We start from the raw sequence: 22,874 nt of genomic DNA on the forward strand, positions 1-22,874 counted from the left end.
GTCGGATTCCTGACCGGGTGACCGCAGCTGACTTTGTATGGCTGTCCGCGAAGCATCATCGCTTATGTCCAAAGGAACCTACAATGAGCCACAAATCAGACATCGAGATTGCGCGTGCGGCGTCGAAGAAGCCGATCCAGGAGATTGGCGACAAGCTTGGGATACCGTCCGAGCACCTGCTGCCCTACGGGCATGACAAGGCGAAGGTGAGCCAGGACTACATCAACTCGGTGAAGAGCAACGAGAACGGCAAGCTGATTCTCGTGACCGCGATCAACCCGACGCCGGCGGGCGAGGGCAAGACCACCACCACCGTTGGTCTGGGCGACGGTCTGAACCACATCGGCAAGAAGGCGATGATCTGCATCCGCGAGGCCTCGCTGGGGCCGAACTTCGGGATGAAGGGCGGCGCCGCGGGCGGCGGCTATGCCCAGGTGGTGCCGATGGAGGACATGAACCTGCATTTCACCGGCGACTTCCACGCGATCACCTCGGCCCATGCGCTCTTGAGCGCGATGATCGACAACCACGTCTACTGGGGCAACGACGCCGAGATCGACACCCGCCGGATCGTCTGGCGCCGGGTGGTGGACATGAACGACCGCTCCTTGCGCCAGATCACGTCCAGCTTGGGCGGTGTGGCCAACGGCTTTGCCCGCGAGGACGGCTTCGACATCACCGTGGCCTCGGAAGTGATGGCGATCCTCTGCCTGGCGAGTGACCTCAAGGACCTCGAGGAGCGGCTGGGCGCGATGATCGTGGCCTATCGCCGCGACCGCAGCCCGGTTTTCTGCCGCGACATCAAGGCCGAGGGCGCGATGACCGTCCTTTTGAAGGACGCGATGCAGCCCAACCTGGTGCAGACGCTGGAAAACAACCCGGCCTTCGTGCATGGCGGGCCGTTCGCCAATATCGCGCATGGCTGCAACTCGGTCATCGCGACGACCACGGCGCTGAAGATCGCCGATTACGTGGTGACGGAAGCCGGGTTCGGCGCCGACCTGGGCGCCGAGAAGTTCATGAACATCAAGTGCCGCAAGGCCGGGATCGCGCCGTCGGCGGTGGTGATCGTGGCGACGGTGCGGGCGATGAAGATGAACGGCGGCGTGGCCAAGGCGGACCTTGGCGCCGAGAACGTCGACGCGGTGAAGGCGGGCTGCCCGAACCTGGGCCGGCATATCGAAAATGTTAAGTCTTTCGGTGTCCCGGTGGTGGTGGCGATCAACCACTTCGTGACCGACACCGATGCCGAGGTGCAGGCGGTGAAGGACTTCGTGGCGGAAAACGGCGCCGAGGCGGTGCTGTCGCGTCACTGGGAGCTGGGCTCGGAAGGCTCTGCTGACCTGGCCAAGAAGGTCGTGGAGACGATCGAGAAGGGCGAGGCGGACTTCAAGCCGATCTACCCCGACGAGATGGACCTGTTCGAGAAGATCGAGACGATCGCCAAGAAGATCTACCGCGCCGACGAGGTGATCGCGGACAAGAAGATCCGCGACCAGCTGAAGAGCTGGGAAGAGCAGGGCTATGGCAACCTGCCGGTCTGCATGGCGAAAACGCAGTACAGCTTCTCGACCGATCCCACCCAGCGCGGCGCGCCCACGGGCCACTCGGTGCCGGTGCGCGAGGTGCGGCTCTCGGCCGGTGCGGGCTTCGTCGTGGTGGTCTGCGGCGAGATCATGACCATGCCGGGCCTGCCAAGCCGGCCGGCCTCGGAATCCATCCGCCTGAACGACCAGGGCGAAATCGAAGGGTTGTTCTAAAGGACCGGTTTTCCCCACCCCGTGCCAAAGGTATAGGGTGGGGGACCATTTTCGGGCCGGGAGGAAAAGCATGACGGCAGAGATTATCGACGGCAAGGCATTTGCCGCAAAAGTGCGCGAGAAGGTGGCGGGCCACGTGGACCGCCTGAAGGAAGAGCACGGCATCACACCAGGGCTGGCCGTGGTGCTGGTGGGCGAGGACCCGGCAAGCCAGGTTTATGTCCGCTCGAAGGGCAAGCAGACCGTCGAGGTCGGCATGAATTCCTACGAGCACAAGCTGGAGGCGGACACCTCGGAGGAAGATCTGCTGGCGCTGATCGACCAGCTGAACAACGACAAGGACGTGCATGGCATCCTGGTGCAGCTGCCGCTGCCGGACCACCTGGATTCCGACCTGGTGATCAACTCAATCGACCCGGCCAAGGACGTGGACGGGTTTCACATCTCGAACGTGGGCCTGTTGGGCACGGGACAGAAAAGCATGGTGCCCTGCACGCCGCTGGGCTGTCTGATGATGCTGCGTGAACACCATGGCTCGCTGTCGGGTATGGACGCGGTGGTTGTCGGGCGCTCGAACATCGTGGGCAAGCCGATGGCGCAGCTTTTGCTGGGCGACAGCTGCACGGTGACCATCGCACATAGCCGCACCAAGGATTTGCCTGACGTGGTGCGCCGCGCCGATATCGTGGTGGCCGCGGTGGGCCGGCCCGAGATGGTGCCGGGCGACTGGATCAAGGAAGGGGCCACCGTGATCGACGTGGGCATCAACCGGGTCGAGCGCGACGGCAAGACCAAGCTGGTGGGCGACGCGGATTACGAGTCCTGCGCCGAGCGTGCGGGGGCGATTACCCCGGTGCCGGGCGGCGTCGGGCCGATGACCATCGCGTGCCTCTTGGCCAACACGGTGACGGCCTGCTGTCGCGCCAACGGGTTGTCGGAGCCGGAAGGGCTGACGGCCTGAGACCTCTTGCCCGGCGGCCGCCGCCGGGCAGCCCCCGACCGCCCCCACGGGCGGGGGCTTCACCCCCACCCTCGGCCGGGGGCAGCCCTCATTTCTTTTCCGTTTGGACGCGGGTTTTGCGGGCCAGAAGTTTCTAAAGCTCCACCGGGATCATCGTCCCGACCAGCATGGCGATGTGGCGTTCCGTGCCGTCCGTCACGGCGAAGACATCCGACTGCACTACCATCAGACGGCGGCCCGGTCTGATCACCCGGCCTCGCGCGACGAGGTGATCGCCCGCGCCGGGGGCCAGGAGGTTGATCTTCATCTCAGTGGTCATCACCTCCATCCCCTCGGGGATGAGGGTGAGCGCGGAATAGCCCGCGGCGCTGTCGCCGATGGCGAAGGTCAGGCCGGCATGGGCGACGCCCTGTTGCTGGCGGCTGCCTTCGAGGATAGGCGCGGTGATCTCGACCTTGCCTTTGGCGATGTCGGCGAGCGTGGCGCCCAGCGTTTGCATCATGGATTGCCGGGCGAAGCTGTCGCGGATGCGGGTCTCGAAGGGGGCGGACATGGGGGTCTCCGGTCGGCTTTGTGCGCGGCAGTCTAGGCCGGGCAGGTGGCAATGGGAACGGGGCGTGTCACGCTCGTTGGCTGCGCGGCATGGGCGCGGGATGGGGCGTGTTGCCGGTCAGGATCGCCAGCGCCTCGGTGCGCATAAGGTCGCAGAGCGCGGTGTCATGGCTTCGCAGGCCGCCGGTATAGGTGCCGTAAGCGGGCATCACCAGCCGGTCGCTGTCGAGCAGGAAGGCGGGCCGGGTGATGGCGCGGCCCCGGACGGGCAGGGTGACCTTGGGGTGGTAGTGCCCCGACACCTCGCCCGAAAAGCCCGGTTGCGCGATGTGGCGAAAGGTGAGCGGCGGCACGGGCAACTCGAACAGGTGCGCGCCGCCGAGGTCGACGGGGCCGGGATCGTGGTTGCCCTCGATCCAGACCCAGCGGCGACCTGCCTGAAGGCGGCTGATCCAGAGCTTTTCGGCCTCCAGCAGGGCGCGGGCGGCCAGCGCATCGTCGAAGCTGTCGCCGAGGCAGATGACGGTATGGGCGCCGGTGGCTTCCAGGTCGGCTTGCAGGCGGGACAGCGTATCGTGCGTCTCGTAGGGGGGCAGTTGCGCCTCGCCCAGGCGTGCGCGGCGTTCGGTCTTGCCGAGGTGCATGTCGGACACGCAAAGCAGGTTCTGGTCACGCCAGAAAAGCGCGCCCGAGCCGAGGGCGGTGAGGCGGGCGCCTGCCAATGTGAACTCGTAGCCGTTCATGCTTCGTTCATCACGCGGGAGGACCGATTTTGCAAGCGGTTTTCGGGAGGTCAGGCGAGACCGGCGGCCTGCATCAGGCGTTGGGTTTCTTCCTCGAGCAGGCGGTCCTGTGCGCTGCCTTCGACGGGGGTGCGCCCGGCCTCGAGGAACAAGGGCGCGGCGAAGGGCGTGACGCGGGGCAGGCGCACGAGGTCGACGCGGTCGCCGATGCGGTCGAGCATTTCCTCGATCCGGCCAAAGTCGATCAGGCCGCGCATCGCCTCTTGCTTTGTAATGTCCAGAAGCAGGTGATCGGGGTCGTATTTGGCCAGAGTGTCGTAGAGGATGTCCGACGAAAATGTGGCCTGCCGCCCGGATTTGCGGACTTGGGGCAGGTTGCGCTGGATCAGGCCCGCGATGGTAGCCGAGGCGCGAAAGGTGCGCTTTATCAGCTGGTTACCGGCCAGCCACTTGTCCAGGCCTTCGCGCAGAGCGGCGCGGTCCAGAAGGCCGGTGGCATCGGTCAGCGGCTCCAGCCCCCAGATCAGCGTGGCGTAATCGGTCGAGACGAAGCCCATGGGGGCGAGGCGCATCTCCTCCATGCGTTTGCTGAGGATCAGGCCCAGCGTCTGTTGCGCGTTGCGGCCCGCGAAGCCGTAGATGCAGGCGTGTTCGCGCCCGTCATGGGGAAAGCTTTCTATGAGCAGGCGACCCGCCTGCGGAAGGCGCGACACGTCCTGCTGAAGCGCGATCCAGTCGGCGGTGTGGGCGGGCAGGGCGGAGTGGTCGCCCGAGTGCAGGAGCGACAGGATGCGCTGGCTGAGCTGGGTGGAGGTGGCGAACTTGGTGCCGGCGAAGGTGGCGATCTTGGGTTTCTTGGCAGCGTCGCGGCTGACCTCGACCACGGTTTCGCGCAGGCCTTCGTATTTCACGATCTGCCCGCCGATCAGGAACGTGTCGCCGGGGGTGAGGGAGGCGGCAAAGCCTTCCTCGACCTCGCCCAGGGGCTTGCCGCCGCGGTTTCGCCGCATCCGCACCTTCAAGAGGTCGGCGTCCTGGATGGTGCCGATATTCATGCGAATGAGGCGGGCGCTGCGCGGGTCGCGCAGCTGCCACAGGCCGTCGCGGTTGAGTAGGCGTTGCCATTGGTCATAGGCGCGCAGGGCATAGCCACCGGTCGCACAGAAATCGAGGCAGGCGTCGAACTGGGCGCGGGTGAGCGTGGCGTAGGCGCCGACGGTCTGGATTTCATCGAACAATGCATCTGCATCGAACGGGCCGGCGCAGGCGCGGATGAGGATGTGCTGACAGAGCACGTCGCGGGGGCCAGGGCCGCGCGGCTCGCCGTCGAGGTCGTGGTCGCGCACGGCCTGCAACGCTGCGACGCATTCGATGACCTCGAAGCGGTTGGCGGGCACCAGGAGCGCCTTGGATGGCGCGTTGTAGCGGTGGTTGGCGCGGCCGATGCGCTGGACCAGCCGCTTGACGTTCTTGGGCGCGCCGACCTGGATCACGAGGTCCACGTCGCCCCAGTCGATGCCGAGGTCCAGACTGCCGGTGCAGACCACGGCGCGCAGTTCGCCGCGCTGCATGGCGGCCTCGACCCGTTCGCGCTGCGCCCGGTCGAGCGAGCCGTGGTGGATGCCGATGGGCAGGGCATCCTCGTTGGCGAGCCAGAGGTTGTGAAAGAAAATCTCGGCTTGGGCGCGGGTGTTGTGGAAGATGAGGGTGATGCGGTGGCGTCGCACCTCGTCCAGTACCGCTGGGATGGAATAGGCCGCCCCACCCCCGGACCAGGGCGGATATGCGTCGGTTTGCAGCATGGCGATGTCCGGTTCAGGGCCGGGATCGGCCATGAGGATCTCGCACGGGTCCGGGTGGCGGGCGAGAAGGTGCGCGATGGCGGCGGGGTCCTCGACCGTGGCCGAGAGGCCCACGCGGCGCAGGCCGGGGCACATGGCCTGAAGGCGGCTGAGGGCAAGGAACAACTGATCGCCGCGCTTCGATTCCGCCAGCGCGTGGATTTCGTCGACCACGATGCGCTTGAGACCCTTGAAGATGCGCGGGGCGTCCTCGTAGGAGGTGAGGAGTGCGAGGCTTTCGGGCGTGGTCAGCAGAATATGTGGCGGGTCGGCGCGTTGGCGGCGCTTGGCCGACGAGGAGGTGTCGCCGGTGCGGTCCTCGATGCGGATGGGCAGGTTCATCTCTGACACAGGCGTGGTCAGGTTGCGCTTGATGTCTGCCGCCAGCGCCTTGAGCGGGGAGATGTAGAGCGTGTGCAGCCCGTCGTGGCCGTGCTCTGCGATGTCCACCAGCGTCGGCAGAAAACCCGCCAGTGTCTTGCCGCCCCCGGTGGGGGCAATGAGCAGAAGGGCGGGGTCGTCCGCGCGGTCCAGCATGGCCTGCTGATGCGGGTGGATGGACCAACCGCGGGTGGCGAACCAGTCGGTGAAAACAGGGGGTAGCGACGTCATCCGCCAGATGTAGGCGGAACCGCAAAACTTTTCAGGAAAAGTTTTGCCCGGAGTTTTCGATAAACTCCGGGGCGCGCTTATTTCACGATGGTCTCGTCCTTGACGAACATGTTCGCCCAGGCGCGGTCCAAGAGGTCGGGTCGCATCTGGTAGGGGATGCCTTCGAATTCGCAGATCGAGATCATCTGGTCGATCAGGAAGATCGGCTGGTAGTTGGCGTAGACGTTGTTGATCGTCGGGTACTTGACCTTGAGGAGGTGCAGCAGCGTTTCCTCGTCCAGCGGCATCCCGCGTTTCTTGGCCACCATGGCGAAGATCTTGAGGAAATCCTGCTGGTTGGGTCCGTCGATCTTGATCTTGAAGAAGATCCGGCGCAGGGCGGCCTGGTCGAAGATCTCGTTGGGGTGGAAGTTGGTCGAGAAGATCACCAGCGTGTCGAAGGGCACCTCGAATTTTTCCCCCGATTGCAGCGCCAGGATATCCTTGGATTCCTCCAAAGGCACGATCCAGCGGTTGACCAGGCTTTGCGGCGGTTCAGCCTGGCGGCCAAGGTCGTCGACGATGAAGATGCCCCCCGTTGATTTGAGCTGCAACGGTGCCTGGTAGGTCCGCGCGGTGGGGTTGTAGACCAGATCGAGCATCGACAGGCTGAGCTCACCCCCGGTGATGACCGTGGGCCGTTCGCAGCGCACGTAGCGCGTGTCGAAGGTGCGCTTGCGGCGCAGGGAGTTGGGGTCGTCGACCTCGACCTCGGCCTTGGAGTGGACGATGGGGTCGTAGACGGTGATGACCTGGCCCGCGTATTCGATGGCGCGGGGGACATAGATCTTGTCGCCCATCGCGTCGCGGATGCCGTTCGAGATCGAGGATTTACCGTTGCCGGGCGGGCCGTACATCAGGATCGAGCGACCTGCCGACACGGCGGGGCCGAGGTGATCAAGCAGATCGTTGGGCAGCACCAAGTGCCCCATTGCGCCGGTCAGTTCGTCGCGGGTGATCTGGATGTTGCGGATCGACTGGCGTTTGACCTGCTCGCGATAGACGGCTAGCGGCACCGGCATGGCGCCGAAATATTCCGATTGCGACAGGGCGTCGAGCGCGCGGGACTTGCCCGCGTCGGTCAGTTGAAAGCCCATTTCGCCGCCCGAATTGGCGTTGAGCGTGCCGGTCGCCTCGAGCAGACGTTGCTGGCGGGCCATGTCCACCAGTTCCTGCGTAACGGCGCGGGGCAGGCAGATCGCCTCGGAGATTTCGCTGACCATGTCCAGGTTCTTGCGGAACATGGTTTTCAGCAGGATATCCCGCATCATCACGATGGGAAGGCGCATTTCGTCCAGCCCCGACGGCGGCGGAGGTGGTTGAACGCCGGTGGTCACTTGCATGTTCATGGTTTTACGGCCCGCTCTCTGAGACAAGTTGACGTGTTTCGACCCCGCAGACGGCGGAGTGTTTGCGGTCAGGCTGACAGAAGATCATGCGGAAATTATGGTGGCCCGCGGGCAGGGATGGGGCAGGGGCCTCAGGCCCCGTAGGCCGCGCCGAGGGCGAGATAGATCACCAGGGTCGCGCCCAGGGCAAAGCCCATGGGAAACTTCTTGCCTCGGTCCCAGCTGACCCAGTTCGGCGCCAGCCGGCGCAGGGGCGAGTGTTTCGCCAGCCGGTGGGTGACGAAACAGGCCAGCAGGTTGGCAGCGAAGAGGAACATGATGATCCGCCAGTCGGCGGGGGCGACGAAGGGGGCGGCGGCGGCGATGAATTTGCTGTCGCCCGCGCCCATCAGACCGCCGGCATTGGCGATGAAGCCGATCACAAGCGCGAAAACCATGATCGCGATGCGCCAGGCGTAATCGGGCCAGATCGGGGTGACGGCCCAGAGACCCACGACCACGAAGATGCCGGCCAGCGTCAGGACGGAAATGTTGGGGATGCGCATCGCCTTTAGGTCGCTCCACATCACCCAGAGACAGACCGGGGTCACGAAGGGCAAGAACCAGAACGCCGCCCAGCTGGTGATTTCAAGGGGCATGGCCCGCGCCTCGCAAGCCGCTTATTCTACGTTGTTTTCCAGCGCGTTCAGGCTGCGCGCGGCGGCCTCGAAATGCTGGGGATGGGTGTCGATGGCGTCGCGCAGCAGGCCCTTGCCGATAGTGGTGTCGCCCTGCTTGATCGCCGACAGGCCCAGCGTGTAGAGCAGTTGCGCACGCTCTTCCTGGCTGGTCTGCATGACCGGCATGGAATATTTCTTTTGCGCGCCGCGGGCCAGGACAAGGTTGTTCTTGGCGGTGAACAGGCTGTCATCCTGCCGGATCGCATCGGTGAACAGGCGCTCGGCGGCGGCGAAATCGCCGCGGGTCAGCTTGGAATAGCCCCAGTTGTTCATCACGCTGGCGGGGGTCGTCGTCAGCCCGATGGCGGTTTCGTAGAAACTGTCGGCCTTCGACCAGTTCTCGTTGCTGTCGGCGACCATCGCCTCGAGCCGGTACCGCTTGAAGGTCTCGTGGGTCGGCGGGACGGCATCCAGCACCTCGTCGGCGCGTTTCCATTCGTTGTTGCGAATGAGCGCGTCGGCGAATTCGACCTGGTCGTCATTGGTGGATTTCTCGTGCTCGACCACGTTCTGCCAGGCCGCGACGGCCTCGGTGTGGCGCTTGGCCCGGATGAGCGATTGCGCAAGGCCGCGGCGCACGTCGATGCGGTCGGGCTGTTCGCCCAGGGTGCGCTGGAAGTATTTCACGGACTCGTTGGGGTCTGCCACGGTCAGCATGACATCGCCAAGATTGCTTTCGTCGACGACGTTGAGATCGGACAGGGCCCGGTCCACATCGGCCTTGCCGGCCTTGTCATCGCAAGCGGAAAGGGCAAATGCGCTGCCCACGCAGATGCACATGAGAATAGGATGGCGCATTTTTGCGTCCTTTTACTGCCTTCGCCTCAACCTGGTATACTGCGGATCAGGTAGTCGCTGCTCCCGCGCCGCACCAGTTTATAATCTTGTTCTAGTTCTTCAGTATAAAGAGAATTTTCCGATTTTGCGAGAACTAAGCGCAAATTGTCACGAATTGAGTCACTTTGGCCATTGTCGAGCGCATAGGCCTTCTTGAACACCTGTTCCGCTTCGCCGTTTTCGCCCTTCTCCAGCAGGACGACGCCAAGGTTGTTCCACACCTCGGGTGAGAATTCGTCCTTTTCGATGGCCTGGCGCAACAGGCGTTCGGCGGTGTGCAGGCGCCCCAGGCCGAGATTGGCGGTGCCCAGGCCGGCCAGCACGTCGGCGCTCATGCCTTCGTCGAGGGCGGCGCGGGAAAAGGCGTCGATCGCCAGCTCGAACTCGCCCGCGGCCACCAGGCGGTGGCCGACCAGCTTGGAGTCGACGGCCTCGCCGCCCCGGGCGACGCCGGGGGCGTAGGGGCCGTCCGGGTCACGCGAAGCGCCCTCGCCGCAGCCCGCGACGAGAGCGATGGAAACCACAAGCCAGACACCTGCTCGTGCCATGCCGGTTATGCCGCCTCTTCGTTATGCCGACAGGCCCGCGCGGGGCCTGCCGTTCGTTGGTCCGGCCGTTACTGGCCCGCCATCGTGAAGAGTTCCATGATCCCCAGCACCGACGGGCCGACCAGGATGATCAGCAATGGCGGCACTGTAAGCATCATCGTGGCCAATGTCATCTTCGTCGGAAGCTTGTTGGCCTTTTCTTCCGCGCGCATGACCCGTTTGTCACGCATCTCGCCGGCATAGACGCGCAGGGCGTCGGCGATCGAGGTGCCGAAGGTCTGCGACTGCACGAGCACGGTCACGAAGCTGGAGATATCCTGCACACCGCAGCGTTCGGCCATTTCGTTCAGGACCGAAGGCTTGTCACGCCCGGCCTTGACCTGGTGCGCGACGATCTCGAATTCCTCGGAGAGCGCCGGATAGGAGGCGCGGATTTCCCTGGACACCCGGATGATCGCCTGGTCGAGCGACTGTCCTGCCTCGACGCAGGTCAGCATCATGTCGAGACTGTCGGGGAAGCCCTCTTCGATTTCCTGCTGGCGCTGCTGCTGGCGTTTGGTCACCCAGTATTTCGGGATCATGTAGCCGACGCCACCCGGCCCGAGGATGTACATGACCGTCTGCGTGGTGGTCGTGTCATCGGCCCCCGCGAGGAAGACCACGAAATAGAGCACGCCGAGGATCAGGAAGCCGATGCCAAGCGCGAACTGGGCGAAGTGGAAGTACCGCACCGCATCGCGGCTGCGATAGCCGGCCTGCATCAGGGTCAGGCGGATCTGGCTGAGCTGCTTTTCGTCCTCGGGTTCGAGGAACTTGGCGTATTTGTCCAACTTTTCGTTGCGCTGGCCGGTGCGCAACTTTTTCTTCTGCTCTTCCAGCGACGGTCCGCTGCGCGACTGTTTCCTGATCTTGTCCAGCGGGTCGTTCGACTCGCGGATCAGGATCGGGATCGTCAGCAAGACCAGCAGCACACCGAGCGTGCCCACCGCGATCAGCGGGCCGAACGGGCCCAGCATGTCGGTCATGAATTGTGAAATCGTGTCCAGCATTGTCAGGGCCTTTTACACTTTGATGTTCACGAGGGCGCGCATCACGAAGAGGTTCGTGACGAGGAAGAAGCCCACGGCCAGGCAGGCCGGGATGAAATAGGGGTGTTCCATCGCCTCGTCGTAGTAATCGGGCTTGATCATCTGGATCGCGATCAGCGCCAGGATCGGGAAGGCGGACAGGAACTTGCCGGACCACTTGGCCTCGGCGGTGATGGCCTTGACACGGCGGAACAGACGGAAGCGGGCGCGGATCACCTTGGCCAGGCCATCGAGGATCTCGGCCAGGTTGCCGCCCGATTGCTGCTGGATGGTCACGGCCACGGCGAGAAAGCGCAAGTCCTGCATGTCCAGACGTTCGGCCATGTCCTTGAGCGCCTCGCCCATGTCCCGGCCATAGGCGGCCTCGTCGGCGATGACGCCGAATTCGGTCGCCAGCGGGTCTGCGACCTCGTTGGCGACGATGGAAATGGCCGAGCTGAACGGGTGGCCGACGCGCAAGGAGCGCACCATGAGTTCGATGGCGTCGGGCAGCTGTTCTTCGAGCATTGCCATACGCTTGCTGGCCTTCATGTTGACCCAGACGAAGATACCGCCGACGCCCATCACCACCGAAACCAGCGCGCGCACCGGCAGCGCGGTGCTCGTGCCCACCGACAGGCCGATGAACGCGACAAAGCCGCAGGCGACCATCAGCAGCATCAGCTGCTTGGGCGAAAACGCGATGGCGCCCATCTGCGCCTTGGTGGCGAGGATCGAGTAGAGCGGGATCTTGCGCGCCTTGAGATGCTGTTCCATCTCCTTGCGCAGCTTTTCCATCACCTCTTCGCGGTTGCCGCCCTTGTCCAGCATCTCCAGCCGGCGGTTCACGCGGTTGTTGAGGCTGATCGAGCGACCGAAGACGGTCAGGTAAAGACCCTGCACCAGGACCATGATCCCGATGAAGATCAGGCCATAGATGATCGGCTCTGCACTGATAGACATGGCGTTTACTCTCCCACGGGTTCGTAGATGCTGGGCGGCAGGTCATACCCCCACAAGCGGAACCGTTCTGAATAGTTCGACCGCACACCGGTGCCGGTGAAATGGCCGATGATCTTGTTGTCCGGCGTCAGGCCGACGCGCTGGAAGCGGAAAATCTCCTGCATGGAAATCACGTCGCCTTCCATCCCGGTGATCTCGGTGATCGAGGTCATCCGGCGCGAGCCATCCTGCAGGCGGCTGGCCTGCACCAGAAGGTTCACGGCCGAGGCGATCTGCGAGCGCACCGCCTTGAGCGGCATCTCGATCCCGGCCATGGCCACCATGTTCTCCAGGCGGCTGATGCCGTCGCGCGGGTTGTTGGCGTGGATCGTGGTCATCGAGCCGTCGTGGCCGGTGTTCATGGCCTGCAGCATGTCGATCACCTCCTCGCCGCGCGTCTCGCCGACGATGATGCGGTCGGGGCGCATCCGCAGGGCGTTCTTCAGGCAGTCGCGGGGACTGACCTCGCCCTTGCCCTCGACGTTGGGCGGACGGCTTTCCATCCGGCCCACGTGGATCTGTTGCAGCTGAAGTTCGGCGGTGTCCTCGATCGTCAGGATGCGTTCGGAATTGTCGATGAAGGACGACAGCGCATTGAGCGTGGTCGTCTTGCCCGAGCCGGTCCCGCCCGAAACGATCACGTTGAGGCGCGTGGCGACGGCGGCCTGAAGATAGGCGGCCATTTCCTCGGAAAAGGCGCCGAAATTCACCAGGTCGTCGATGCCCAGCTTGTCCTTCTTGAACTTACGAATGGACACCAGGCTGCCATCCACCGCGACCGGCGGCACCATCGCGTTGAAACGCGAGCCGTCCTGGAGACGGGCGTCAACGTAAGGGTTTGATTCATCGACGCGCCGGCCCACGGCGGAAACGATCTTGTCGATGATCCGCAGCAGGTGCTTTTCGTCCTTGAAGGTGGTGTCGGTCAGCATCAGCTTGCCCGCGCGTTCCACGAACACCTGATGCGGGCCGTTGACGAGGATATCGTTGACCGTGTCGTCCTTCAGCAGCGGTTCCAGCGGGCCCAGGCCGCGCACCTCGTCGTAGAGGTCCTGCGTCAGGGTGGTGCGGTCCTCGCGGTTGAGGACGATGCTGCGTTCCTCGAGGGCCTCGCCGGCGATGGCGCTGATTTCTGCACGCAGGTCCGCCTCGGTCGCGGTGTCGAGCGCTCCGAGGTTGAGGTTGTCGAGAAGCGCGCGGTGCAGGTCGATCTTGATCTCGGCCAGCCGTTCCTTGCGCTTGCGGTCCTTGTCCTGCGGGGCGGTGGTCGCCGCCGCCTTCTGAAGCGGTTTGCGCAGCGAAACGCTTTGCGCTTCTTCCACGGGCGCGGTCTTGGGCGCCTCCGCGACGGGTTTCTTGGCGGCCTTGACCGGCTGGGCCCCGTCGGTTGCTTTTTTGTATCGCGAAAACATCGGCGTGATCCCCTATGCGGCTTTCTCGGCGTCGCTTTGGCCGAGCGCGTGCAGCGAGGCCGCCAGCTTGGCGATTTCCTTGCGCAGCGGGTTCTTGCCCGCGGCACTGGCCAGCGGCGTGCCGTGATCGCCCGCCTGCATCACCGGCTTGCCGCCATCGGGCAGTTGCACCTCGATGCTGATCTCCAGGCTTTCGGCCAGACGCTTGACGCGGCTCTTGCCGTTCAGGTCGGTGAATTTCGGCGCCCGGTTCAGGCAGAAGCGCAGCTTTTCGATCGGCAGATCCTCGGACCGCAGCGCCCGCTTCAGACGCAGGGCGTTCTGGGCCGAACGCATGTCAAGCTCGAGCGTGGTGAAATAGATCTGCGCGGAATGCAGCACGGTTTCGGTCCACTGGACCAGCGTGCTGGGCATGTCGACGATGACGTAGTCGAACTTGGAGCGGGCCAGGTCGAGCACGCGCTGCACGTCCTCGGACGTGATCATGTCGAGCGGCAGGATGTCGGTGGGCGCGGTCAGCACCCACAGCTTGTCGTCGAAGGGCACGAGCGCCTGCTTGAAGATATCCTCGTCCATCGAGTCGGTGTCGGCCCACATTTCATAGACGACGTCCTTGCGCGGCAGGTCGAGATAGGTGGCGACCGATCCGGTTTGCAGGCCGAGATCCAGGATGCAGACGCGCGGCGCGTCGGTCTTGGAGACCGAGGCCAGCTCCCATGCGAGGTTGACCGCCAGCGTCGTGGCGCCGGTGCCGCCCGCGAGGCCCTGGACGGCCAGCAGGACGCCATCGCCCGGGGCACTGGAGGCGCCGAAGGGCGCGGCGGCGTCGGGCTCTGCCGCGGCGGGATTGCTGTGCAGCCGGTCGATGGCCGCCTGCAATTCGTTCTCGGGAAGCGGGTAGGGGACGAACTCGTCCGCGCCTTGCCGCAAGAGCTGGTGCAGGGAGGCGGGGCTGACGTCTTCGGCGATGAGAATGACCTTGATGCCGCGGGCCTTGGCCAGCGTGATGATCTCGCTCAGCAGGCCGATCTCGTCCTCGTCGGTGGAGTCGATGGCCAGGGCCACGAATTCGAGGCAGTCGGCCTCGGGTTGGTTGAAGAAGGCCAGCGCCTCGGCGAACCCCAGATCGCCCCAGGCTTCGCCCATCGCGGTTTCCATGTCCTCGATCAACAAGTCGAAATCCTGCACGTTACGGCTGATGGTACAGGCCGTGATCGGGCTGGATTCTGGTTGTTTTTGCACACTACTCATCTGTGGTCGGCCCCATGTTTGTCGCGACGTCGTTGCGCCCGAAACCGTTAGTCTTCAGGCGGTTGGACCCTGCGCAAAGACGCATGGACCCAGTGCCATGCTCGTAAACTGCTTGAAAATGTAGGCGATAATGGGGCCAAAAGATCGTAATTGTGCGATATCTCAGGACAAAAAAAACCCGCCCAACGGATTGTTTCGGGCGGGTTCTTCAGGTGGCCCGACCATTGGCCGGACAGGGAGAATTCAGGTCATTCTTCGCTACCGCTGGTGACTTGCCCGCCTTCCTCGACCATGATCAGGGTCGAGCGCGGTGCGGCGCTTTCGACATATTCGCGATAGACCACTTCGGCATATTTGCCGTCCATGACGATGGGATGCGACGCGACAAAGCCCGTCACCTCGGTCACGGTGCGGCGGTTGCGGCGTTCGCGGCCCTGGGTGACGACCAGCGGCTGTGCCTCGCCGAAGGAAACGACGGCTTCGAGCCGGCTGCGGCTGATGCCCTGGGCCACCAGGTAGTTGACCACGGCGTTGGCGCGTCGCTGTCCGAGGTTCTTGTTGTAACCGGCGGACCCGACAAGGTCGGTATGGCCGTAGACCCGGAAGCGGACCTCGGGGAATTGCCGGATCCAGCGGGCCTGTTCGCGCAGCGTGTCACGGGCGCCGGCATCCAGCTCGGCACTGTTGAACGCGAAGTTCACGGTGCTCAGAACCTCGTTCGAAAAGCGGTTGGCAAGGTCGTAGACATAGCCTTTCTCGCCCCGCATCACCAACTGGTTGTGCATGTTGGCGTTGCCGAAATTGCCGCCGTCCACCACCCCTCCGGCTTCGCCGAAATAGGATTTGTAGACCTCTCCTTGCTGGGAACACCCGGCGAGGGCGAGAACCGATGCGGTAATCAGAAGATTATATTTCATGGCCTCGTCTCTCCTCAGTCCATCACGTAGCCGTAGGACCCGTTGAAATCCTGCCGGGCGACTTCGCCGGTCGATCCGCGCGACTCCCGCACGTCCTTGGCCACGCGGCCATTCAGGAACAGGTCCTTTTCGGTCGGCAATTTGACCCGGTCGGTCGGCAGGGCCAGGACCGTGCCGCTGGTCGGGGTCACAAGATGCGCGGTCACGATGATCACCAGTTCGGTCTGGGCGCGCTCGTATTCCGCGCTGCGGAACAGGGCGCCAAGAACCGGGATATCGCCCAGCCACGGGATCTGGCCCGCATTGTCGCGGAAGTCGTCCTGCAGCAGGCCGGCGATGGCAAAGCTTTGCCCGTCGCGCATCACCACCGTGGTCGACGCGTCGCGGCGGCGGAAGGCGGCCACGTTCAGACCGTCGGCCTGGATGCCGTTGGCGGGGTCCAGCGAGGAGACCGCCGCGGCCATTTCCAGGTTGATGACCTCGTCGTCCAGAACGCGCGGGGTAAAGTTGAGCTCGACGCCGAAGGGCTTGAACTCGATCGTGGTGGTGCCGTTATCCTGGGCCACCGGGATCGGGAATTCGCCACCGGCGAGGAACTTGGCCTCCTGGCCCGAAAGGGCGGTCAGGTTGGGTTCCGCGAGGGTGCGCACGACGCCTTTTTCTTCCAATGCTTCCAACAGGATACCGACCTCGGTCGAGCCGATGTCGAAGCCGATGGCAAGCGCGCCGAAGTTGTTCTGCACCGACGGGATCGCCCCGGCCAGCGTGCCGATGACACCGCCTTGGGTGTTGGTGGTGCCGGTGCCGCCGATAAAGCCCGCGCTGCCTGCCGAGCGCGCGTCCAGCGACAGCGACGTGCCCAGCGCCTTGGACACGGTGCGCTGCATCTCGGCAAAGCGGACCTTCAGCATGACCTGCTGCTTGCCCGAGACCGACATCAGGTTCGACACGCGTTCGGGCGCGTAGCGGTTCGCCAGTTCCAGCGCGCGGTCCATCTTGCTGGCGCTGGTGACGGTGCCCGACAGTACGATGCCGTCATTGGCAGAGCGCACCTCGATCTTTTCGCCGGGCATGATCTGTTGCAGCCGCTCCTTGAACTCCGAGATGTCCGGGCTGACATGCACCTCCACGTTTGTGATCAGCCGGCCGGTGGCGTCGAGAAGGGTCAGGGTGGTGCGCCCCGGCGCCTTGCCGAGGACATAGACGGTACGGTCCGACAGGGTAGAGAAGTCCGCGATGGACGGGTTCGCGATGCTCAGCTCCGCAAACGGCGTGTCGCTTTCGATCACGACGGCCCGGTTCATCGGAATGCTCAGATCACGGTTCGCGCCCTTCTGGATCACCGTGATGTTGTCAGCCATCGCCATGTCGGCGACAGGGGAAAACACGACAGCCAGCCCGACAAGGGCGGCCTTGAATACGCTCGATTTTATCATGTGACCTGCCTTTCCGATCACGCCTCATTTGTCGGGTCTTTTCGCCCGGAATTGACAGGACTGTGGGCCAATTCGAAAATTTTTTCAAGAATCAACCACTTTCGACGCGCTGTTGCTGTGGATTTTGGGGGACAGTTGCCCGAAAGAAACGAGGCGCCCTGTGGTGGGGGCGCCTCGCATACACAAGATGTAGTGCGGATCAGTTGGTCGCGCAGGGGATCGGGGTCGAGATCACCTCGCCGCCGCGGCGGGTCTTGATGGTGCAGATCTCTTTCTGGACCTGCGGCGCGGGGGCGGCGGCGGCCTCGATCCCCAGAAGCATGTTCTGGTCGACCTCGATCGCCTCGGCCACGGTTTCGTCGTCGGCGCCGACCAGCGACAGCGACAGGCTGCCGGTGGATTGCGCCTGCGCGAGCGCGGCGACCTGCTGCGGCTTGATGGCAACGGTGACGGTGCGGGCGATGATCGCCTCGGTGGTGTCGCCGTTCGCCACCTGGTCCACGGCAATCAGGCGCACGCCGGTTTCGATCAGCTTCGTGACCTCGCTGCCGCCGCGACGGCCGTCGATACCTGCGGCGGTGCCCACGTTGCCGGTCCAGTAGATGTCGACGCGGTCGCCGGGACGCAGGAAGCCGGACACGCCGCTGGACACGTCGACCTCGATTGCGAAGGCGCGCATCCCGCGCGTGAGCTGCGAGGTGATGCCGGCATCCTCGCCCGGTCCGGTGACCTTGACGTCCAGGATCGCTTCCATCGGTTCCATGGTGCGCAGGACCGTGCGCGGCTCGTCCTCGCCCTCGGGGAAGAGGTCTTCCTCGGCGGAATAGGTGCCCTCGGGCAGCGAATTCACCGGATACGCCACAAGCGACACGTGGTCCATCAGCAGGCGCTGGCCGTATTCCAGTTTCTGCTTGGCGACGTAGACCTCGACCGTTTCAAAGGCCGGGGCGCTCTTGGCGCGTTCCTGTTCAAGCTGGGCCTGGTAGCCCTGGATGTAATTCTTGGCCATGAAGACGGCAAATCCTGCCAGACCGAGGCCAAGAATGAGTACAAGTCCAAACACCAAACGCATGGCGTGTCCTTTCGAATTCAACTGCTCACTGGCACACTGGTTGCGCCTTACCGTTCAGACTTACGATGGAAATGTGGCGAAATAACGGGGTGGGTGTGGTGCTTTGGTGAAGGCCCGTGCCGGGCGCGCGAAGGGGGGCAAGGTGCCGCGGCGCCCTGACCGCAAGGCCGGAGGCCGGGACTGCATGGCGCGCGATCGCAATCGGCCGCGGCGCTTTGCGCGGGGTGCGGCTCGCGGTGCCGAAACGGACTGCGCGGGCCTTGCCGGACCCCGGTGGATGGCCGGGTGCGCATTACCGCGTGCGGTGACCCCGGCAAAGGCGGGGCAGGGTCACTCGGCGTCGTTGACGGACGTGGCCGAGACCGCGGTCGAGATACTGGTCGATGCCGACGTGACACCGCTGTTCACCGTGGCGCCGAGCCCGCCGGCCAGCACGGCCAGGCCTGCGGTCAGCACGACCCAGTCAACCGTGATCGCGCCATCCTCACGCTTGAGGAAATGTCGTATGCTCTGGATCATGTAATCACCTTCTGGGGCATGTTGGGTTGCGCCTTGCATAGCAGCCGAACGCGGCAGCATTTGGGCATTTTGAAAGATTTCCAGGGCGCATCCTGAAAATAAATTGATGATTTTACGGGAAAATAACCCTGCCCCCAGACAGGCAAAAGGCCGCGGTCCGGGTGGACCGCGGCCTTATCGCACAGTGCGGATACCTTACTTGGTGCCCGCGCCGACGTTGTCTGCGGAGTCGACTCCGGTGACGATTTTGCTGGCCAGGCCGTTCACGCCACCGGACACGGTGGAAACGCCTGCAACGCCCAGGCCGACGACGGCTGCGGTCAGCACGACCCAGTCAACAGTCACGGCACCTTCTTCGTCTTTGCGGAATTTTTTGATGAATTTGATCATGGTTGGTCCCTCCAAAGGATCAGTTTTACTCAGGTTGCAACCGCTAGCAGTTGAGTGGGCCGCCTCTCTCTTTGGCCCGCTGCGTTGCGGTATGAGCAGCATATAGCCGTCCGACTGCGGCAGGATTTGGGCGGCTTTCGAGCGATTTTGGAGACCGTTAACTTTTTTGCCGCGGAGGGTATTAAGCTATTGATTTTGAATAATTAAAAAAGGTTAAATTTTTTCGGCTTATTGCTTTCGCCCGTCATTTCGGTGCGAAACGCCGGCGTCGGTGTTCGTCAACACTCAACAATTATGGGCAAACTTGCCGATTGATGGCATACTAGCAAGAAAACCAACCGAGGCAGAGCAGGCCCGATCATGCGATTCACGAGATTTCTCGCCCTTGGCGTTGCCTTGGCGTGCGCGCTTCCCGTCCACGCGGGGGATCCGCCGCCGTTTCCCGAGTTCACCTTCAAGAAAGGCAAGCCGCCCAAGAAAGGCGGCGGCAAGCTGATCACGGTGCAGATCGACCCCGAGGACCAGGCGCATCTGAAGCCCAGGGCCAAGGACAGCGACGCAGGCGCCGACTCGGGCACGGTCGATATTCCCGTCGTGCCCAGCGTGACGGCGGCCTATGGCTGGTTCTGGACGAAAGTCCCGACCGACGACACGGCCAGCGGGCCGGACCGGCTGCGCCTCGCGTTCGAGACCCTGCGCGACGGGCCGGGCGGGGCGTCGGTCAAGGGACCGAGGTTGCAGCATATGCAGGAGATCGCCCGCGCCCACGGCGCCGACATCCTGCGCGCCACGATCGGAACCGAGGTGTCGCCGGCGCTGGTGCTGGCGGTGATCTCTGTTGAATCGGGCGGACGGACGGATGCGGTCAGCGGGGCCGGGGCGCAGGGGCTGATGCAGCTCATACCGGCCACGGCGCAACGCTTCGGCGTCAGCGACTCGATGCTGGCGGGGCAGAACATCAAGGGCGGGGTGGCCTACCTCGACTGGCTGATGAAGGAGTTTCGCGGCGACGCGGTGCTGGCGCTGGCGGGCTACAACGCCGGCGAGAACGCGGTCAAGAAGCACGCGGGCGTCCCGCCCTATGCCGAAACGCGCGACTACGTGCCCAAGGTGCTGGCAGCCTTCCAGGTGGCCAGCGGCCTTTGCAAGACCCGGCCGGAGCTGATCACCGACGCCTGTGCGCTGACGCTGGCGTCTTACTAAGGGACGCGGTCACGCCTTTTTCTTGGCGCGGCCCGTTCCCTTCTTCGTGCCCTTTTTCGCGGCCTTCTCGGCAATGAGTTCCACGGCCATCTCCATGGTGACGTTCGCGGGCTCCACGTCCTTTGGCAGGGTGGCGTTCACCTTCTCCCATTTCACGTAAGGTCCATAGCGGCCTTCCATGACATTCACCGGCCCGCCGCTTTCGGGGTGCTCGCCCAGTTCCTTGAGCGGCTTGGCGGCGGTGCGCCCGCGCCCGCGCCCCGGGTTGGCGCGTTTCTCGGCCAGAAGTTCCACGGCGCGGTTCATGCCGATCTCGAAGACATCCGCAGGATCCTTGAGGTTGACATAGACCGGCTTTGCCTCGTCCTCGGCCTGGTGCATGACATAAGGCCCGAACCGGCCGAAATTGGATTTCACCTCGCCGCCGTCGGGATGGGTGCCCACGATGCGCGGCAGGCTGAGCAGGGTCAGCGCCTTTTCCAGCGTCATCTCGTCCTTGTCCCACCCCTTGGGCAGCGACGCGCGCGGCGGTTTCTTGTTCTCTGGCGTCGGCTCGCCGCGCTGCACGTAAGGGCCGAAGCGCCCGGACTTGAGCCAGATCTCGTCGCCCTGATCCTCGCCCAGCAGGCGCTCGTCGCCCTCGGCGCCCTCGCCGGCGATGGGGCGGGTGTAGGTGCATTCAGGATAGTTGCCGCAGCCGACGAAGCCGCCGGTGCGCGAGGTTTTCAGATGCAGGCGCCCTTCGCCGCATTTGGGGCAGATGCGCGGATCGGTCCCGTCCTCGCGCGGGGGATAGAGCTGCGGGGCCAAGACCTCGTCCAGCTTGTCGAGCACCTCGGCGATGCGCAGTTCGGAGGCTTCCTCGACCGCGGCGTGGAAATCGCGCCAGAACTCGGCCAGCACCTTTTTGTAGTCGGCGTCGCCGGCCGAAATGACGTCCAGCTCTTCCTCGAGGTTGGCGGTGAACTCGTAGCCCACGTATTTGCGGAAGAAGTTGAGCAGGAAGATGGTGACGATCCGGCCCTTGTCCTCGGGGATCAGGCGGTTCTTGTCCTTGCGGACATATTCACGCTCCTGGATCGTGGTGACAATGCTGGCATAGGTCGAGGGGCGGCCGATGCCCAGCTCTTCCATCTGCTTGACCAGCGTCGCCTCGGTATAGCGGGGCGGCGGCTGGGTGAAATGCTGTTCGGGGGTAACCGAGCGCTTGTCGGTCTTGTCGCCCTCGGCCAGCTGCGGCAGGCGCTTGTCGTCGTCATCCACGACGGCGTCGTCGCGGCCTTCCTCGTAGACCCGCAGGAAGCCGTCGAACAGAACCACCTGGCCAGTGGCGCGCAGACCGACCTGGCCGTCCTTCGAGCCGATCTCTACCGTGGTGCGCTCCAGCCGCGCGCCTTCCATCTGGCAGGCCAGCGTGCGTTTCCAGATCAGGTCATAGAGCTTGCGCTGGTCGGGCTCAGAAAGCTTCAGGCTTTCGGCGTCGCGCGTCATCTCGGTGGGGCGGATGCACTCGTGCGCTTCCTGCGCGTTCTTGGCCTTGTTCTTGTAGATGCGCGCGGAGGACGGCACGTAGTCCTTGCCAAAGCGCTCGCCGATTGCATCGCGGGCGGCCTCGACGGCCTCGGGCGCCATGTCGATCCCGTCTGTCCGCATATAAGTAATGTGTCCGGCCTCATACAGGCGCTGGGCCGCGCTCATGCATTGCCGCGCGCCCATGCCGAACTTGCGGCTGGCCTCCTGTTGCAGGGTGGAGGTCATGAACGGCGGGCTGGGGTTGCGGCTGCCGGGCTTGGCCTCGACGCTCGTGACCGTCAGGTCGCGGCTCTCGACGGCCTGCTGGGCCATTTCGGCCTGCGTGGCATTTTCCAGGTCGTACTTGTCCAGCTTGTCGCCGGCCAGGCTGACCAGCCGCGCCTCGAACTCCTGGCCCCGGGGCGTGGTCAGAAGTGCCTTCACGCTCCAGTATTCGCGCGGGTTGAACGCCTCGATCTCCATTTCGCGCTCGACGATCAGTCGCAGGCAGACCGATTGCACCCGCCCGGCGCTGCGCGCGCCGGGCAGCTTGCGCCAGAGTACCGGCGACAGGTTGAAGCCCACGAGGTAATCGAGCGCGCGGCGGGCCAGATAGGCCTCGACCAGCGGGCCGTCCACGTCGCGCGGGTTCTGCATCGCTTCGGTCACGGCGGTCTTGGTGATGGCGTTGAACACCACGCGCTTGACGTCGGTGTCCTTCTTGATGGCGCGGCGCTTGCGCAACGCCTCTTCCAGGTGCCAGCTGATCGCCTCGCCCTCGCGGTCGGGGTCGGTGGCAAGGATCAGGGAATTGTCGTCTTTCAGCGCGTCGGCGATGGCCTTGATATGTTTCTTGCTGTCATTGCCGACCTCCCAGGTCATATCGAAATCCTGGTCGGGATCGACCGAGCCGTTCTTGGCCGGCAGGTCGCGCACATGGCCGTAGGAGGCCAACACGGTATAGTCCTTGCCCAGGTACTTGTTGATCGTCTTGGCCTTGGCCGGGGATTCGACAACAACGACTGGCATGAACACTCCTACGGTATGAAAAACAGGGGGGCGACTCGGGCCGGTCCCATGGCGGCGCAACATGTGGTGTCTGAATGGGGATTGTCAATGCAGGGTATCCCGC

Annotated in this window: 20 protein-coding genes; 3 read left to right on the plus strand and 17 right to left on the minus strand. The window is 64.2% G+C overall.

The window, feature by feature from the left end; genetic code table 11:
• Positions 1-83: 83 nt before the first annotated feature.
• Together FIU89_RS04260 and folD are read left to right on the plus strand one after the other, a co-directional pair.
• The gene (locus tag FIU89_RS04260) at positions 84-1,760 is read left to right on the plus strand and encodes a formate--tetrahydrofolate ligase (RefSeq protein WP_152491438.1); all 1,677 of its coding nucleotides are present in this window, start codon (positions 84-86) and stop codon (positions 1,758-1,760) included.
• 70 nt (positions 1,761-1,830) lie between these two features.
• A complete protein-coding gene (gene folD, locus FIU89_RS04265; RefSeq protein WP_152491439.1) occupies positions 1,831-2,721 on the plus strand; it encodes a bifunctional methylenetetrahydrofolate dehydrogenase/methenyltetrahydrofolate cyclohydrolase FolD in 891 nt (296 codons plus the stop codon).
• 133 nt (positions 2,722-2,854) lie between these two features.
• On the opposite strand, the gene FIU89_RS04270 is transcribed toward folD, so the two are convergent.
• The 16 genes from FIU89_RS04270 to FIU89_RS04345 all read right to left on the minus strand — a co-directional run bounded on the left by FIU89_RS04270 (position 2,855) and on the right by FIU89_RS04345 (position 19,027).
• Positions 2,855-3,274 (minus strand): PaaI family thioesterase, encoded by a 420-nt coding sequence (locus FIU89_RS04270; protein ID WP_152491440.1) that lies wholly within the window; start codon positions 3,272-3,274, stop codon positions 2,855-2,857.
• A 67-nt stretch (positions 3,275-3,341) separates the two neighbouring features.
• A complete protein-coding gene (gene pdeM, locus FIU89_RS04275) occupies positions 3,342-4,016 on the minus strand; it encodes a ligase-associated DNA damage response endonuclease PdeM (protein ID WP_152491441.1) in 675 nt (224 codons plus the stop codon).
• A gap of 50 nt (positions 4,017-4,066) precedes the next feature.
• Positions 4,067-6,469 carry a ligase-associated DNA damage response DEXH box helicase gene (locus tag FIU89_RS04280; protein WP_152491442.1) on the minus strand — a complete coding sequence of 801 codons (2,403 nt, stop codon included), beginning with the start codon at positions 6,467-6,469 and terminating at the stop codon, positions 4,067-4,069.
• Between the two features lie 77 nt (positions 6,470-6,546).
• Positions 6,547-7,857: an ATPase gene (locus tag FIU89_RS04285; protein ID WP_152491443.1), complete on the minus strand. Its 1,311-nt coding sequence runs from the start codon at positions 7,855-7,857 to the stop codon at positions 6,547-6,549.
• Between the two features lie 131 nt (positions 7,858-7,988).
• Positions 7,989-8,495: a prepilin peptidase gene (locus tag FIU89_RS04290; protein WP_152491444.1), complete on the minus strand. Its 507-nt coding sequence runs from the start codon at positions 8,493-8,495 to the stop codon at positions 7,989-7,991.
• Between the two features lie 21 nt (positions 8,496-8,516).
• A complete protein-coding gene (locus FIU89_RS04295; RefSeq protein ID WP_152491445.1) occupies positions 8,517-9,374 on the minus strand; it encodes a lipopolysaccharide assembly protein LapB in 858 nt (285 codons plus the stop codon).
• 26 nt (positions 9,375-9,400) lie between these two features.
• On the minus strand, positions 9,401-9,961 hold the full coding sequence (locus FIU89_RS04300) for a tetratricopeptide repeat protein (RefSeq protein ID WP_152491446.1): 561 nt from the start codon (positions 9,959-9,961) through the stop codon (positions 9,401-9,403).
• 68 nt (positions 9,962-10,029) lie between these two features.
• Positions 10,030-10,986: a type II secretion system F family protein gene (locus FIU89_RS04305; protein ID WP_254701789.1), complete on the minus strand. Its 957-nt coding sequence runs from the start codon at positions 10,984-10,986 to the stop codon at positions 10,030-10,032.
• 36 nt (positions 10,987-11,022) lie between these two features.
• A complete protein-coding gene (locus tag FIU89_RS04310; RefSeq protein WP_152491448.1) occupies positions 11,023-11,991 on the minus strand; it encodes a type II secretion system F family protein in 969 nt (322 codons plus the stop codon).
• Between the two features lie 5 nt (positions 11,992-11,996).
• Positions 11,997-13,442: a CpaF family protein gene (locus FIU89_RS04315; RefSeq protein ID WP_152491449.1), complete on the minus strand. Its 1,446-nt coding sequence runs from the start codon at positions 13,440-13,442 to the stop codon at positions 11,997-11,999.
• Between the two features lie 12 nt (positions 13,443-13,454).
• Complete coding sequence (locus FIU89_RS04320; protein WP_152491450.1) at positions 13,455-14,693, minus strand: AAA family ATPase; 1,239 nt, start codon at positions 14,691-14,693, stop codon at positions 13,455-13,457.
• 248 nt (positions 14,694-14,941) lie between these two features.
• Positions 14,942-15,610: an OmpA family protein gene (locus FIU89_RS04325; RefSeq protein ID WP_152491451.1), complete on the minus strand. Its 669-nt coding sequence runs from the start codon at positions 15,608-15,610 to the stop codon at positions 14,942-14,944.
• Between the two features lie 14 nt (positions 15,611-15,624).
• Positions 15,625-17,046, minus strand: coding sequence for a type II and III secretion system protein family protein (locus FIU89_RS04330; RefSeq protein WP_152491452.1), 1,422 nt, complete (start codon positions 17,044-17,046; stop codon positions 15,625-15,627).
• A gap of 199 nt (positions 17,047-17,245) precedes the next feature.
• Positions 17,246-18,118, minus strand: coding sequence for a Flp pilus assembly protein CpaB (gene cpaB, locus FIU89_RS04335; protein ID WP_152491453.1), 873 nt, complete (start codon positions 18,116-18,118; stop codon positions 17,246-17,248).
• A 330-nt stretch (positions 18,119-18,448) separates the two neighbouring features.
• Complete coding sequence (locus tag FIU89_RS04340; RefSeq protein ID WP_152491454.1) at positions 18,449-18,637, minus strand: Flp family type IVb pilin; 189 nt, start codon at positions 18,635-18,637, stop codon at positions 18,449-18,451.
• A 195-nt stretch (positions 18,638-18,832) separates the two neighbouring features.
• Complete coding sequence (locus FIU89_RS04345; RefSeq protein WP_152491455.1) at positions 18,833-19,027, minus strand: Flp family type IVb pilin; 195 nt, start codon at positions 19,025-19,027, stop codon at positions 18,833-18,835.
• Between the two features lie 360 nt (positions 19,028-19,387).
• On the opposite strand from FIU89_RS04345, the gene FIU89_RS04350 reads away from it, so the two are divergent.
• Positions 19,388-20,230: a lytic transglycosylase domain-containing protein gene (locus FIU89_RS04350; protein WP_152491456.1), complete on the plus strand. Its 843-nt coding sequence runs from the start codon at positions 19,388-19,390 to the stop codon at positions 20,228-20,230.
• 9 nt (positions 20,231-20,239) lie between these two features.
• Here the strand turns inward: FIU89_RS04350 and topA are convergent, their stop codons facing one another.
• The gene (gene topA, locus FIU89_RS04355) at positions 20,240-22,771 is read right to left on the minus strand and encodes a type I DNA topoisomerase (protein ID WP_152491457.1); all 2,532 of its coding nucleotides are present in this window, start codon (positions 22,769-22,771) and stop codon (positions 20,240-20,242) included.
• Positions 22,772-22,874: the final 103 nt, after the last annotated feature.

The organism is Roseovarius sp. THAF27 (genome assembly GCF_009363655.1).
Lineage (GTDB): Bacteria > Pseudomonadota > Alphaproteobacteria > Rhodobacterales > Rhodobacteraceae > Roseovarius.